At 58.4% G+C, this 14,807-nt stretch carries 14 protein-coding genes and 2 tRNA genes; 10 read left to right on the forward strand and 6 right to left on the reverse strand.

Features of this window, described 5'->3' with window-relative positions; genetic code table 11:
* Positions 1–28: 28 nt before the first annotated feature.
* Positions 29–838 (reverse strand): DUF432 domain-containing protein, encoded by an 810-nt coding sequence (locus tag GJU83_RS13550; protein WP_136630223.1) that lies wholly within the window; start codon positions 836–838, stop codon positions 29–31.
* A 165-nt stretch (positions 839–1,003) separates the two neighbouring features.
* Here GJU83_RS13550 and phrB point away from each other — a divergent pair, with 165 nt between their 5' ends.
* Positions 1,004–2,407 (forward strand): deoxyribodipyrimidine photo-lyase, encoded by a 1,404-nt coding sequence (phrB, locus tag GJU83_RS13555; RefSeq protein ID WP_153634552.1) that lies wholly within the window; start codon positions 1,004–1,006, stop codon positions 2,405–2,407.
* Between the two features lie 247 nt (positions 2,408–2,654).
* On the opposite strand, the gene GJU83_RS13560 is transcribed toward phrB, so the two are convergent.
* The 4 genes from GJU83_RS13560 to hemA are packed head-to-tail and all read right to left on the reverse strand — an operon-like array spanning position 2,655 to position 6,651.
* Positions 2,655–3,401 (reverse strand): molybdopterin-synthase adenylyltransferase MoeB, encoded by a 747-nt coding sequence (locus GJU83_RS13560; RefSeq protein WP_153634553.1) that lies wholly within the window; start codon positions 3,399–3,401, stop codon positions 2,655–2,657.
* A complete protein-coding gene (gene prmC / locus GJU83_RS13565; protein ID WP_153634554.1) occupies positions 3,391–4,287 on the reverse strand; it encodes a peptide chain release factor N(5)-glutamine methyltransferase in 897 nt (298 codons plus the stop codon). The genes GJU83_RS13560 and prmC overlap by 11 nt, the downstream gene beginning before the upstream one ends.
* Positions 4,277–5,365 carry a peptide chain release factor 1 gene (prfA, locus tag GJU83_RS13570; RefSeq protein ID WP_069184058.1) on the reverse strand — a complete coding sequence of 363 codons (1,089 nt, stop codon included), beginning with the start codon at positions 5,363–5,365 and terminating at the stop codon, positions 4,277–4,279. Before prfA ends, prmC begins: the two co-directional genes overlap by 11 nt.
* Entirely contained in the window at positions 5,362–6,651 is a 1,290-nt protein-coding gene (gene hemA / locus GJU83_RS13575) for a glutamyl-tRNA reductase (protein ID WP_153634555.1), read from the reverse strand. Before hemA ends, prfA begins: the two co-directional genes overlap by 4 nt.
* 247 nt (positions 6,652–6,898) lie before the next feature.
* On the opposite strand from hemA, the gene GJU83_RS13580 reads away from it, so the two are divergent.
* From GJU83_RS13580 to GJU83_RS13620, 9 genes are all read left to right on the forward strand, one after another.
* Entirely contained in the window at positions 6,899–8,647 is a 1,749-nt protein-coding gene (locus tag GJU83_RS13580) for a tetratricopeptide repeat protein (protein ID WP_153634556.1), read from the forward strand.
* Entirely contained in the window at positions 8,644–9,276 is a 633-nt protein-coding gene (gene lolB / locus GJU83_RS13585) for a lipoprotein insertase outer membrane protein LolB (protein ID WP_153634557.1), read from the forward strand. Before GJU83_RS13580 ends, lolB begins: the two co-directional genes overlap by 4 nt.
* Positions 9,273–10,136 carry a 4-(cytidine 5'-diphospho)-2-C-methyl-D-erythritol kinase gene (gene ispE, locus GJU83_RS13590; RefSeq protein WP_153634558.1) on the forward strand — a complete coding sequence of 288 codons (864 nt, stop codon included), beginning with the start codon at positions 9,273–9,275 and terminating at the stop codon, positions 10,134–10,136. Before lolB ends, ispE begins: the two co-directional genes overlap by 4 nt.
* Positions 10,137–10,155: 19 nt before the next feature.
* Positions 10,156–10,230: transfer RNA gene (locus tag GJU83_RS13595), tRNA-Gln, on the forward strand.
* Positions 10,231–10,282: 52 nt separating this feature from the next.
* Entirely contained in the window at positions 10,283–11,233 is a 951-nt protein-coding gene (locus GJU83_RS13600; protein WP_008176348.1) for a ribose-phosphate diphosphokinase, read from the forward strand.
* Between the two features lie 166 nt (positions 11,234–11,399).
* On the forward strand, positions 11,400–12,050 hold the full coding sequence (locus GJU83_RS13605; protein ID WP_136630231.1) for a 50S ribosomal protein L25/general stress protein Ctc: 651 nt from the start codon (positions 11,400–11,402) through the stop codon (positions 12,048–12,050).
* 30 nt (positions 12,051–12,080) lie between these two features.
* The gene (gene pth, locus GJU83_RS13610) at positions 12,081–12,668 is read left to right on the forward strand and encodes an aminoacyl-tRNA hydrolase (RefSeq protein ID WP_153634559.1); all 588 of its coding nucleotides are present in this window, start codon (positions 12,081–12,083) and stop codon (positions 12,666–12,668) included.
* Between the two features lie 36 nt (positions 12,669–12,704).
* Complete coding sequence (gene ychF, locus GJU83_RS13615) at positions 12,705–13,796, forward strand: redox-regulated ATPase YchF (protein WP_069184051.1); 1,092 nt, start codon at positions 12,705–12,707, stop codon at positions 13,794–13,796.
* 91 nt (positions 13,797–13,887) lie between these two features.
* A tRNA-Met gene (locus GJU83_RS13620) sits at positions 13,888–13,964 on the forward strand.
* 78 nt (positions 13,965–14,042) lie between these two features.
* Here the strand turns inward: GJU83_RS13620 and GJU83_RS13625 are convergent.
* Entirely contained in the window at positions 14,043–14,786 is a 744-nt protein-coding gene (locus tag GJU83_RS13625; RefSeq protein ID WP_153634560.1) for a substrate-binding periplasmic protein, read from the reverse strand.
* Positions 14,787–14,807 lie beyond the last annotated feature (21 nt).

Raw genomic sequence — 14,807 nt, forward strand, 5'->3', positions numbered from 1 at the left:
GCAAAGCGTTGACTCCCTCTGGTCCATTTCAGCCAAACATCCGGTCAAAAGCGCGCACCAACCGGCCACGGGCAACCTTCTCACGGGCATCCGCCACATGCTTGCAAACACCGGCTGCAGCCAACAATGACGGCTCCACATGCAGACTGGCGGAATTCATATCGGTCTCTACTTCAACCGTTACACCGGGCGTCCAAAGCTGCCCTCGCTCATTCTGGTGCAATGAGAGCAACGGTGTTGGCAGACTGAACCGCTCCAGCAACAGGGGCTCTTCCCGACGGTTGATGAGAGTGACCGGGGTAACTGCTCGCCAGGGACGTTTGGGCACGGCCTCGAGGACTAATCTGGCAAAACTGGGCGAGGCATAGCAAAGCTCGCCCTCCATGGTAGTCCGACCCACCCAGGTCATGGACGGCGACGCCAGAGGGATCTCCGTCAGAACGGTTTGCTTGTCGCCGACGCAAACTTTCATCCAGAGCAGGGTTCCCACATAGATTGTGCATCGCCCGCCAGCGGGAATAGTCAGTGGCTGGAATGGCCGAATGACGGTAGGCCGGTTAGCGAGAGCCGGCAGGAACATGACGGTTGATGACTGGTGTTCCCGAATGAACCGCTGCAGCGGCACAGACGCAGATGGCAGAGTATGGCCGATGGTTTCTGTCCAGCTGGCTGGATCCGTATCCAGATCCAGCATTTCGGAACGAACCTGCCATTCCTGATCCAGCAGGGTGACCCATAAACGAATATGCCCCAACTCATGAAATTGGGTCTGGCCGGAAGCCAGAACGTACGGCTGGGCCCACACGCCATCACGACGACCTTCGGTATTGTTCTCCATTCCTGCCACAGAACTCCCTCGAGATCGGTCGACTGATTTGCTGTAAAAGTGCCTTAACTATAATCCAATCAGGCAGCTCGGGCGAATATCCAAGTTGGTGATTTTATTGAAACACCGGGCTGTATTTACACTTATATCAATCCCTCAGACGACTATGGATTACGGATGACACAACTGGTCTGGTTCCGAAACGATCTCCGGGTTGCCGACAACCCGGCCCTCACCGCCGCCTGCGAGAGCAGCGAAGCAGCGCGAGCCTGTTTTATTCTCACCCCGGACCAATGGCAGGAACACGACTGGTCGCCCGCCCGGGTACAATTTGTCATCGCCCACGCCAATGCCCTGGCCGAAGAACTGGCCCGGCTCGGCATTCCCCTGTCCTTTATCTACGCCAACCGCTTCGACGACAGTATCGAGAAACTGCAGAGCCATTGTGAAGAACACAAGGTGACAACACTGCACTTCAACGAGGAGTATGGTGTCAACGAACGCAAACGCGACAAAGCCGTCAAATACCGATTTGACGAGCTCAGAATAGCCGTTCGCAAATACCGGGACCAGACGGTTGCGCCGGTAGGCGAAATCCTCACCCAACAGGACGAACCCTATTCAGTATTTACGCCCTTCTCCAGACGCTGGCGCAGCTGGATAGACGAGACCCATCCGGGCCTGTTCCCGGTCCCCAAAGCCAGGGGCAACGCAGTAAGCCCGGAACAGATAGACACCATACCGGATGCCTTTCAAGACGCCCCGGAACCCCTGGTGGCAACCGGTGAAAGTGCTGCCCACGACCGGCTCGAACGCTTCCTGGACGAACGCGGAGGCGCGTACAAGGAAAAACGGGACTTCCCGGCAATCGACGGCACCAGCCTGATATCCCCTTACCTCGCCAACGGCGTTCTCTCAGGCCGGCAGTGCCTGATAGCCGGCAGACAGGCACAGGGCGCGGGCGGCAACCAGGAAGGCCTGGGAACCTGGATCACCGAAATCGCCTGGCGGGATTTCTACATCAACATCCTGTATCACTACCCCCGGGTCAGCATGCACCGCGCCTTCAAACCGGAAACCGAAGCTCTGCAATGGAACACCCCGGGCGCCAAGTTCGAAGCCTGGAAAACCGGCAACACCGGCGTCCCCATCGTCGACGCCGCCATGCGCCAGCTCAACCAGACCGGCTGGATGCACAACCGCCTGCGCATGGTCACTGCCATGTACCTGACCAAGAACCTCTTCATCGACTGGCGCCTGGGCGAAGCCTACTTCATGTCAAAACTGATCGACGGCTTCCTGGCCTCCAATAACGGCGGCTGGCAATGGAGCGCCTCCACCGGCACCGACGCAGCGCCCTACTTCCGGGTTTTCAACCCGGTTACCCAGAGCGAGCGATTCGACCCCAATGGGGATTTCATCCGGGAGTGGGTACCAGAGCTAGCGAGACTGGATCGCAAACGGATTCACGATCCGGGGGCGAAAGAGGGCGTGATTCCGAAGGGATATCCGCGCCAGATCGTTGATCTGAAAGAAAGCAGGAAAGAAGCTATAGCGAAGTTTCAGGAATTGAAAAACTGAGGAACACAACGGGGCGGGCTACTCCAAGGCTCTGACGCAGCGCCGGGGATGGCCTTCCCAAAACTGTGCGGAGCCATGGATGGCGTAGCCCAAGCGTCACAGGGGTGAGGCAGAGCGCTAATGAAGCGAAGCTTCATGCGACAGCCGAACGACTGCAATCTGCGATTGCAGGCTGGACCCCGGAGGGGTGCCGCAAGGAGCGTGTTTTGGAAAGCCTGGCTTCAGCCCCGCTGCCCGAGGCGTAAGGTCAACCGGAACAAACCGGACAGGAAGGATCCCGAGCCAACTTCATCTCCCGCCACTGCATCTCCCACGCATCCAGAATCAGCAACCGCCCGATCAACGGCGTCCCCACCCCGGAAATCACCTTGATCGCCTCCATGGCCTGGGTCGCCCCGATCATTCCCACCAGCGGCGCAATCACCCCCGCCTCTGAACAGGTCAGATCCTCATTGCCCTGCTCCGGATACAGACAGTGATAACAGGGGCTGTCCTCACGCCGGCTGTCGTAAACAGAAACCTGGCCTTCACCACGGATGGCCGCACCGGACACCAGCGGCACTTTTGCCGCCACGCAGGCACGATTCAAAGCGAAGCGGGTGTTGAAGTTATCCGTGCAGTCGACCACCAGGGTCGCCTCTGCAACCCTGCGCGCCAGAACTTCGCCCTCAAGGCGCTGATTCAGGGCATTCACGGATACCAGAGGATTGATCCGCCGAATCCGGTCGGCGAGGCTTTCCGCCTTTGACTCCCCCAACTGCGCGGTTTCGAAACCGATCTGCCGCTGGAGGTTGGCCAGTTCAATATTGTCGTCATCCACCAGGGTCAGCGTCCCGACGCCGGCGGCACCGAGATAGAGAGCGACGGGGCATCCCAGGCCACCTGCACCCAGCACCAGAACCCGGGCAGACTGCAGCTTTTCCTGACCGGAAATGTCGAACCGTGGCATCAGGATTTGCCGGCTGTAGCGCAATAATTCGTCGTCACTGAGCATCTACCTCTCCCCTCTTTAATGCCGGATCAGGAACCGTAGCGCCAGAGCTCCATTGCCCAAGCGTCATCCGGTCCCGGTTGCCATAATCCTGGTGGGTTTCAACATCTTTAAACCCGCGGGCATGGAACAACTCTGCGACGGCCTTCGCCTGGTCAAAACCATGCTCCACCAGAAGCCATCCGTCTTCAACCAGCCAGTCTGGCGCCTGATCAACAATGAGCCGGAGGTCATCCAGGCCATCGCTGCCGGAAACCAGGGCCGAGGCAGGCTCGAATCTGACATCACCTTCCGTCAGATGATGATCGCTAGTCGGAATATAGGGCGGATTGGAAACAATCAGATCAAACCGGCCAGCTTCAAGCTCGGAAAACCAGGAGCTCTGAACCACGGAAACTGCCAGACCCAGCGCGTCGGTGTTTTCACGGGCAAGCTCAACGGCCTCAGCCACCGCATCGCAGGCAGTGATCTGCCACTCCGGATGCTCGCTGGCGAGCGCCAGGGCGATGGCACCGGTTCCCGTCCCCAGATCCAGTACTCGGGCCTGCCGGGGCAACGGCAAACCCAGAGCAACTTCCACCAGGCATTCGGTATCGGGCCTCGGGATCAGAGTTGAGGCACTGACTTTCAGCGGAAGCGACCAGAATTCCTGCTGCCCCAAGAGGTGTGCCACGGGTCGGCCGGTCACCCGCTCCTGCACAAGCGCTTCAAAGGCCTCGGCGTGAGCATTGGGAATCTCCCGTTCAGGCCAGGTCCGGAAACTGGTCCGACTCAGTCCGGTTACGTGGCTGAGAAGAAGCTCGGCATCCAGCCTCGGCGAATCACTGTTAATTCTTGCCAAGGCATCTCGCAAAAGGGCTTCGCAGGTCAGTGAGGATTTACTGGTCATCGGCAAGGGAGGCAAGCAACTCGGCCTGATGCTCCTGCTGCAAGGGCACCACCACAGCGTCCAGATCGCCGGCAATAACTTCGTCGAGTTTGTATAGGGTCAGATTTATACGGTGATCCGTGACCCGCCCCTGGGGAAAATTGTAGGTGCGGATGCGCTCAGACCGGTCGCCACTGCCCACCAGGCTCTTGCGAGTTTCGGCCATGGACTTCTGCTGCCGCTCAGTCTCGGCGTTCTGCAGACGCGAGGCCAGCAGGCTCAGAGCTTTCGCCCGGTTCTTGTGCTGCGACCGCTCTTCCTGGCACTCCACCACAATGCCCGTTGGCAGGTGCGTTATCCGGATTGCAGAGTCAGTCTTGTTGACGTGCTGACCGCCGGCACCGGACGCACGGAAGGTGTCCACCCGCAGGTCTGCCTTGTTCAGTTCAATGGCTTCGGCTTCATCGGCCTCCGGCATCACCGCCACGGTACAGGCGGAGGTGTGAATACGCCCCTGTGATTCGGTTTCCGGTACACGTTGCACCCGGTGGGCCCCGGACTCGAACTTCAGGGCACCGTACACCCCATCGCCAGCCACACGGGCAATCAGCTCCTTGTAGCCCCCGTGCTCACCTTCGCTCTCGCTCAGCACTTCGACCTGCCAGCGCCGCCGCTCGGCATAGCGCAGATACATCCTGAACAGATCGCCGGCAAAGATAGCGGCTTCATCACCGCCGGTGCCTGCACGGATCTCCAGGAAAACGTTCTTGCCGTCATTCGGGTCTTTGGGCAGCATCAGGCGCTGGAGCTCTTCATCCAGCTCCTCGCTTTTCTGCTCGGCCAGTTGCAGCTCTTCCTCGGCCATTTCCCGCATATCGGCGTCGCCATCTTTCGCCAGCTCACGGGCGGCCTCGATGTCATCGAGCGATTGCTGCCAGGCCTGAAAGCACTGAACGATGGGTTCAATCTCGGCGAACTCCCGGGAAAGGTCCCGGAACTTGTCCTGCTGGGAAATAATGGAAGAGTCACTGAGCAATGCGCTGACTTCCTCGAAGCGGTCGGTGAGCTGCTCGAGGCGGGATTGGATCGATGGCTTCATAGTTTTTCCGGGGTAGTCGTCGTGTCCGCGTCCAGTGCATCCAGCTGGTGCAACTCACGCAGCCACTCTGTCACCTCGGTGCGACCTTCTGTAGTGGCCTTTCGAACCTGCACAGAGGGTTCATGCAGGAGCTTGTTGGTGAGGCCGCGCGCCATACTGCGCAGCACGGTTTCGGGATCTGTGCCGTTACGCAGGGCGCGCAGGGCTTTTTCGGTCTCGGCATCGCGCAGCAATTCGGCCCGCTGACGGAACTGTTTGAGGGTGGACACCGCATCCAGCGCCCGCAACTGGTTCAGGAAATCCTGCACCCCGGACGCCACCAGGTTCTCCGCTTCCCGGGCCGCGCCCTCGCGAGATCGTATATTTTCTTCAATAACTTGGCGCAGGTCGTCAACCGTGTATAAATAGACGTCGTCCAGTGAGGCGACTTCCGGCTCGATATCCCGGGGCACGGCAATATCCACCATAAAATAGGGACGATGCTTGCGCTTCTTCAGTGCCCGTTCAACGGCGCCTTTACCCAGAATCGGCAGTGGACTGGCGGTGGAGGAAATAATGATATCAACATCCGCCAGGTGCTCGGGGATCTCGGACAACACGATCCCCTTGCCGCCACGGGATTCGGCCAGTGCCTGCGCCCGCTCAAGAGTACGATTGGCCACCAGGAAATCTTTCACGCCTGCATCTGCAAGATGCCGGGCTACCAGTTCAATGGTTTTGCCGGCACCAATCAGCAGAGCCTTGTTACGGGACATATCGGCAAAAATATGGTGCGCCATGCTCACCGCTGCATAAGCAACGGAGACCGGATTCTCGCCAATAGCAGTCTGGGTCCGCACGCGCTTGGCGACCGAGAACGTGTGTTCAAACAGCCGGGACAGGAACGAGCCACTGGCGCCGTGCTCCCGGGCCAGGGTGTAGGCATCCTTCAACTGACCGAGAATCTGCGGCTCGCCCAGCACCATGGAGTCCAGGCCAGCGGCCACGCGCATCATGTGCCTGACGGCATCACCATCCCGGTGCACATACAACGCATCTTCCAGCTCTGCGGCATCCAGGCCGTGGAACCCTGCCATCCAGCGCAACACCATGGGTGCGCAGTCGTCATCGCCGGCAAGATATAGCTCGGTCCGGTTACAGGTGGACAGGATCGCTGCCTCGGAGGCGCCAGAGGTTGCCCTTAGCTCGGCAAAGGCCTCCGCCATACGCTCAGGCGTAAACGCAACTCGCTCCCGTAATTCAACGGGGGCCGTGCGATGATTGATTCCCAGCGTTACCAGTGCCATTTCGTGGTTTTACAACCCTTTGCCGATGAGCGGTGCAGATACGCGCAATTACTGGACATTTTAACGGTCAGCGGCCTGAGCTGCCACCCGAAACCGCCATCGCTTCGGCAAGTGCGGACAGGTTGGGCAAGATCAGACGCTTATGCCATTATAGGGATTCGGCCGAGGCCGGGACCCGATCTACCTCAAGAAAGGGGCTGGAGCGTGGTTATTATTGATGCGTTTTCGACAGACCATGGGAAGTTGCATGCACAAGTCCGTACCGTTTCTGGTTACCTGCCTGCTTGGCCTCACACTGGCAGGGTGTGCCAGCCTTACCGGCACTGAGGAAGCGCCTGCTCCTGGCGAAAAAGCCGCCACCGAGACGAAAACGGGGCCACAGCTGCCGGTTGAATACGCCGATTTCGAGCCCGAAACCCTTTATCTGTTACTGTCTGCCGAAATTGCGGCCCAGCGCGGCCGCTACGACATTACCCTCGTTAATTACCTGAAAGCTGCCAAGCAGTCCCGCGACCAGGCGGTTATCGAACGGGCCATGAGAATTGCCCAGTCCCTGAACGGCGATAACGCCCAGAAGCAGCTGGCCGAACTCTGGCTGGAAATCGATCCGGACAACCTCCAGGCACATCGGATCTCTGCCATCCAGGCCGTAAAAGGAAACGACCTCCAGACCGCCATCCATCACATGGAACGGATCATGGATCAGGGGGGCGATGCTGACTTTGACAGCCTGGCGGCCATGGCCGCAAACCTGCCACCGGAACAACAGCAGGAGCTGCTGGCACTTTACAAAGAAATGTCGGGCCGCCATCCCGACACACCGGAACTCGAATACAGCATCGCACTGCTACTAAAAGTCACGGGGCAGCCGCAGGAAGCGCTCGACAGGCTTGAACCGCTCCTGGAGGAGAATGCGAATTTCCAGCCAGCCATCATTCTCAAGGGTGACCTGCTCTATCAGACTGGCCAGAAAAGCAGCGCCCTGGATTACCTGCTGACCAACACTCGCCGATTTCCTGCCAACCGACAGATGGGCACGCTTTACGGCCGCATGCTCATAAATGAAGGCGAATTACAGGCTGCCCAGGATGAATTTGCAAGACTGGTCAAGCGATACCCTGAAACGCCGGGCCTGCGGCTTTCCCACGCCCTGGTTGCCCTTGAGAATGGACAGACCGACCTTGCTCGGGAAGAACTGACAAAACTGGCCGAACAGGGCCATCACACCAGCGAAGCCCATTACTATCTGGGTCGCATCGAGGACCAGGCGGGCAACACCGAGCAGGCCATTGGCTACTACCAGAGCGTGGAACAGGGCAACTACTATTTCCCGGCCCTGGCCCGCGCCAGCTCCCTGCTGGCCGAGAACGGCCGGCTCGAAGACGCCATTGACCGCATCCGCAGGCTCCGCGAAGCCAATCCCCGGCAGGCAGAGAACTTCTGGCTGCTGGAGGTAAACCTGCTTCTGGATCAGGAACAGCAACAGGAGGCCCTGAGTACCGCCACGGAGGCCCTGGAAGAGCATCCGGACAATATTGAGATACGGTACGCTCGGGCCATGCTGTACGACGGCATTGGCCAGACTGCCGACGCCGAAGCCGACCTCAGGCAGATTATTGAGCAGGAGCCGGAAAACGCCGTGGCCCTGAATGCCCTGGGCTACATCCTGACCACCCGGACCGACAGGCTCAGGGAAGCCCGCGGCTATATCGAGAAAGCGCTCCAACTGGACCCGGATAACCCGGCCATCCTCGACAGCATGGGCTGGGTCCTCTTCCTGGAGGGCCAGATTGAACCTTCGCTCGACTACCTGTCCCGCGCCTGGGCCGCCTTCCCGGACCCCGAAGTTGCCGCCCACTACGGTGAGGCACTCTGGATGAACGGCGCCGAAGAGCAGGCCCGGATCATCTGGCAGGAAGGTCTGGAGCAGGACAGCGACCACGAAGTACTCAGGGAAACCATCGACCGGTTGACCAACGGGGGTGAGTCGGAATGAGACTGGCCCGAATCCTGGCGACACTGACAGTGCTTGCCAGCCTCGGCGCCTGCACCACGATCCAGATCGAGCCATTGCCGGAGGGCATGACCGACCAGCCTCCGGCGGGCTGGACCACTCGCGCCGCCAGTCTCGGTGAGCTCGATCACTGGAAGCTGACGGGCAAGCTGGCCGTCCGACAACCTTCCGACAGCGGCACCGCCATCATCAATCACTGGATTCAGGACGGCGAGGCCTACGACCTGGCTCTTTCCTCGTCCTTTCTCGGCATGGGCAGCACAACCCTCAAAGGCGTGCCCGGCTTTATTGAGTTGACCCTGCCAAATGGCGAAACCTACCGATCGGGCGAGCCGGAAGCACTGGTTGAGGCTGCCACGGGCTGGCAACTGCCCCTGGAGAACCTGACCTGGTGGATTCGCGGCCTGCCATCACCGGCCAGCGACTACCGTCTGCTGTTTGATGATCAGGGCACCCTCGCCATCATCCGCCAGAACGGCTGGGAGATCCGCTACGACCGCTGGCAGACCTTTCTCTCCAGCTATCCCACACTCCCCGCCCGCATTACCGCACTCAAGGAAGAAAAACGGGTTCGATTGGTGGTGAGCGACTGGCAGGAGCAGCCTGAATGACACCCGACCTGATACTGCCATCACCAGCCAAGTTGAACCTGTTTCTGCATATTGTCGGGCGCCGGGACGACGGCTATCACGAGCTCCAGACCCTGTTCCAGTTTCTCGACTACGGTGACGATCTGAGCTTCACCCTCACGCCCGGAGAGCCCGGCACAAGGCTCGCGGAGCCCGTCCCTGGTGTTAACGACGAGGACAACCTCATCATCCGCGCGGCTCGGGCCCTTCTTGAACGGGCCCGATGCGAGCTGCCCGGAGTCACCATCGGCATTAACAAACGGCTACCCATGGGCGGCGGTCTTGGCGGCGGGAGCTCCAACGCCGCAACCACCCTGCTGGGACTCAACCATCTCTGGCGACTCGAGCTGAGCACCGATGAACTCGCAGAGATCGGCCTGAGGCTGGGCGCCGATGTTCCCGTATTTGTCCGTGGCCATGCCGCCTTCGGTGAAGGTGTTGGTGAAACACTGACCAATGCCAATCCGCCGGAAGACTGGTTTGTTGTTCTCAAGCCTGGCTGCAACATAAACACTGGCAAGATTTTTTCCGAGCAAGGGTTGACAAGGAACACCCCGAGAATCAAAATAGCGCCCGCTTTTGAGGGAGACGCCTCGAGGTACCGAAACGACTGTGAGGATGTAGTTCGCAAACTGTATCCTGAGGTTAACCAGAGCCTGGAATGGCTTTCACAATTCGGACCTGCAAGATTAACCGGAACCGGGGCTTGCATATTTGGACGTTTCCCGACAGAATCCGCAGCCCGGATCATCTGGGAAAGCAAACCCTCCGGCGTCACGGGGTTCGTAGCTAAAGGGGTGAACATATCACCTCTACACAAAAAGCTAACAGAGCTGAAATGATGCCAAAAAAGCACGATACTGGGGTGTCGCCAAGTGGTAAGGCAACGGGTTTTGATCCCGTCATGCGCAGGTTCGAATCCTGCCACCCCAGCCACCTTTCTCCCGCTTCTTCTGAATCAAACGCCGATACTGAGAAGGATGCCGTCGTGTCCAAACTGATGATCTTCGCTGGTAACGCCAACCCTGAACTGGCTCAGGCGATTGCCCGCAAACTCCACATTCCCATGGGTCAGGCTACTGTAGGCCGTTTCAGCGACGGAGAAACCACCGTCGAGATCAATGAGAATGTCCGCGGCCATGATGTGTTCATCATCCAGCCGACCTGCTACCCCACCAACGATAACCTGATGGAACTGATCGTGATGGCCGACGCGCTTCGCCGTGCTTCCGCTACGCGAGTCACCGCCGTTATCCCCTACTACGGATATGCGCGCCAGGATCGTCGGGTACGCTCTACCCGTGTTGCCATCAGCGCCAAGGTGGTAGCTGACATGATTTCCAGCATCGGCGTGGACCGGGTTCTTACCGTCGACCTGCACGCTGATCAGATCCAGGGCTTCTTCGATATTCCGGTGGACAACATCTATGCCACACCGGTCATGCTCGAAGACATCTTCAAGCAGCGCTTCGAGAACTTTGTCGTGGTATCTCCTGACGTTGGCGGCGTGGTCCGTGCCCGTGCCGTGGCCAAGCGCCTGGACGACGCCGATCTCGCGATCATCGACAAGCGCCGCCCGAAAGCGAACGTTTCCCAGGTCATGCACATCATCGGTGATGTCAAAGACAAGACCTGTATTCTGGTAGACGACATCATCGACACCGCCGGCACTCTGTGCAAAGCCGCCAACGCCCTGAAAGAGCACGGCGCGGCCCGCGTGGTTGCCTACATCACCCACCCGGTTCTCTCCGGCCCGGCCATTGATAACATCAATGCCTCCCAACTGGACGAACTTGTGGTTTGTGACACCATCCCGCTGGGTGACAAAGCACATAATTGTGATAGAATCCGCGTCCTCGGAATGGCCGGGCTGCTCGCGGAGTCTATTCGCCGCGTAAGCAACGAAGAGTCCATCAGCGCCATGTTCGAGAATGCCTGAGTGACCTGACGGTCGTAATATCAAGGCATTACAAGCAGTTACCGGGTCGGGAGCCTACACAGGCTCCCGACTCTTTTAGTCAGCCGGAAAAATCCGGCTTTTCAGAAACATCACCTGATCCAACGCCTGGTCGCGGGCAGTTCAGGTGACGAATGAGGTTATTACCATGTCTCAGGAATTTGTTATAGAAGCATTTCCTCGCGACGATCAGGGGAGAGGTGCGAGCCGCCGCCTGCGTCGTGAGGAGCGTAAAATTCCGGCCATCATCTATGGTGGCGGAAAAGACGCTACTCCGGTTGCCATCTGGCACAACGAGCTGAAAAAGGCCCTGGAAAACGAAGCCTTCTTCTCTCACATCCTGACCATCGAGCTCGGTGGCAAGAAAGAAAGCGTAATCCTGAAGGATCTGCAGCGTCACCCGTACAAGCCGATCCTGACCCACGCTGACTTCCTGCGCGTTGACAAGGACCACGAGATCCACGTTAACGTACCGCTGCACTTCATCAACGAAGATACCGCACCGGCTATCAAGCTCCACGGCGGCGTAGCGAACCACCAGATCAACGAAGTTGAAGTGATCTGTCTGCCGCAGAACCTGCCCGAGTTCATCGAAGTGGACATGACCACTGTCGAGATGGACCAGGTAGTTCACCTGAGCGACCTGAAGCTGCCGAAAGACGTCAAGATCGCCGCCCTGCTCCAGGGTGAGGATCACGACCTGCCGGTTGTGGCTATCCACAAGCCGCGTGGCGCCAAGGTTGATGACGAAGCCGAAGACGGCGAAGAAGGCGAAGAAAGCGGCGAAGACAAGGAGTAATCACTCCTGGCTTGAGGAGGGCAATGGCGAATGGCGCAGGATATTGTCATGGTGGTTGGACTGGGAAATCCCGGCGCTGACTACGAGAATACCCGCCACAACGCCGGCGCCCTTTTCGTCGAAGCTCTGGCCCGCAGTGCGGGCCAGACGCTCCGCCCCGAAAAGAAATACCACGGGCTCTACGCCCGCATTCAATGGCAGGGCCTGGACCTGCACCTCCTGAATCCTACGACCTTCATGAATCGCAGCGGCCTGGCCATCAAGGCGCTGGCAGACTTCTTCAAGATTCAGCCCCAACAGATCCTGATTGCCCACGACGAGCTCGACCTGCCACCGGGTACCGCCAAATTGAAAAAAGGTGGTGGCCACGGCGGACATAACGGATTACGTGACACCATCGCCCACCTGGACACCAACGATTTTCAGAGACTGCGTATCGGCATTGGCCACCCCGGCGACAGCCGCAGGGTTACAGGCTACGTACTCGGCCGCCTGGGCAAACAGGAAACCGAAGAACTGAACGCCGTAATCGACGAAGTCATGCGGGTATTACCGGATGCAGCCAGCGGCAAACTACCAGCCGCCATGAATCGCCTGCACAGCTTCAAACCGGTATAATCCGCCCAAATTTTCCAGTACCAGCAGAGGCACTCCATGGGATTTAACTGCGGCATCGTCGGCCTTCCCAATGTCGGCAAATCCACCCTGTTCAACGCACTGACCAAATCGGGTATTGGCGCGGAGAACTTCCCGTTCTGCACCATCGAGCCCAACGCTGGCGTTGTCGCCATGCCTGATCCGCGCCTCAACAAGCTGGCGGAGATCGTAAAGCCGGAGCGGGTCGTGCCTACCACCATGGAATTCGTCGACATCGCCGGCCTGGTCGCAGGCGCGTCCAAGGGCGAGGGCCTGGGCAACCAGTTCCTGGCCAATATCCGCCAGACCGATGCCATCGCTCACGTGGTACGCTGCTTTGAAGACGGCAACGTCATTCATGTGGCCAACAAGGTAGACCCAGCCTCCGACATCGAGGTGATCAACACCGAACTGGCCCTGGCCGACCTGGAAACCGTCGAAAAGGCCATCAAGCGGGTTCAGCGCGTCGCCAAGAGCGGTGATAAAGAAGCCAAGGCCCAGCTGGAGATGTTCGAGAAACTGCTGCCCGTGCTCAACGAGGGTAAGCCGGTGCGCAGCATGAACCTCGACAAGGACCAGATGGCGCTGATCCGGGAGCTCTGCCTGCTGACCGTCAAACCCACCATGTACATTGCCAACGTCAGCGAAGACGGGTTTGAGAACAACCCGCATCTGGACACGGTGCGCAAGATCGCCGAGTCGGAAAATGCCGTGGTTGTGCCCATCTGTAACAAGATCGAAGCGGAAATCTCCGAACTGGAAGACGATGAAAAATCCATGTTCCTGGAGGAGATGGGCATGGAAGAGCCTGGCCTGGATCGCGTAATTCGCGGCGGCTACGGCCTGCTGGGCCTGCAGACCTACTTTACCGCCGGGGTAAAGGAAGTCCGCGCCTGGACCGTGAAAATCGGCGCCACAGCGCCCCAGGCAGCCGGTGTGATCCACACCGACTTCGAACGCGGGTTTATCCGGGCAGAAGTGGTTAGCTACGACGATTTCGTACAGTACAACGGCGAAGCCGGCGCCAAGGATGCCGGAAAATGGCGCCTGGAAGGTAAGGACTACATCGTGAAAGACGGCGACGTTATCCACTTCCGCTTCAACGTGTAATTTTTCAGGAAAAACTGCCCCCAAGCCTTGACAGGAAGAGCCCATTTACTGAAAATACGCGCCTCGTTTGGGGCGATGCCCAAAGCGAAATGGCAAGGTAGCTCAGTTGGTTAGAGCACAGCACTCATAATGCTGGGGTCGGCGGTTCGACTCCGCCCCTTGCTACCAGTATTTAGAAAGCCCGGCTCGCGAGAGTCGGGCTTTTTTAATGCCTGAAAGGTCGGCAGACAACCCATCGACGCCAAGTCAGCCTTCCGGATCTCGCTGTCTCCCGGGGATATCCCAGGCATCATGACTCTTCTCGCCAATCAAGCGACAGGCTCGTATTGCATCCCTGAAGTCGTCCTTGAGCCGGCTATCCTTAACTTTGTGGGAAATATACATGGATAAATCTATCCAGGCGGCGGTCCGTTCATAATGTGGCCCGCCATAACCTTCGAGATAGAGATCCATCATAATCCAAGGTAGAACCACGACATCCACACGACCGAGCCTTAGCATTTCGACCGCCTGCGCCCAATCAGAGACATGTATCACGTTAGGGCTATCGCCTTTTAAAAGATCCAGACCAGCAAATTTTCGGACAAATCCGAACCTGAGCCCTGTCATACTCTCCAAAGGCGGGAAATCCTGAACCATGAGATACACGTATTCCAACCGGAACAACGGGCCGCCAAAGTCCGCATACTGGTCCCTTTCTACCGTTTGAATTAAAGGCAATCCAACCGAAATACCACCCTTCTCCAGCTGTCGAAGTATCTGGGCCAGTGGCATGTTAACGAATCTGAAATCCCCATCTACGCGGCTAAAAACGCACCGGTAATAAGGTGCAAAACGACCCACGAGCCTTCCATCTTTTACGGTAATTTCACGTTCTATATCGGCAAAGACGCCAACAATATGGTGGCGTTTTGAATCGGCAGACAGGGATAGAGAGAACAACAGAAGCCATAGGAAATTCAGAAGCTTGGGCCATCCGAGCCTTTGCATGCTTCACCCCCAATCGTGCGA

Source organism: Marinobacter salsuginis (genome assembly GCF_009617755.1).
In the GTDB taxonomy this organism is placed as follows: Bacteria; Pseudomonadota; Gammaproteobacteria; order Pseudomonadales; family Oleiphilaceae; genus Marinobacter; species Marinobacter salsuginis.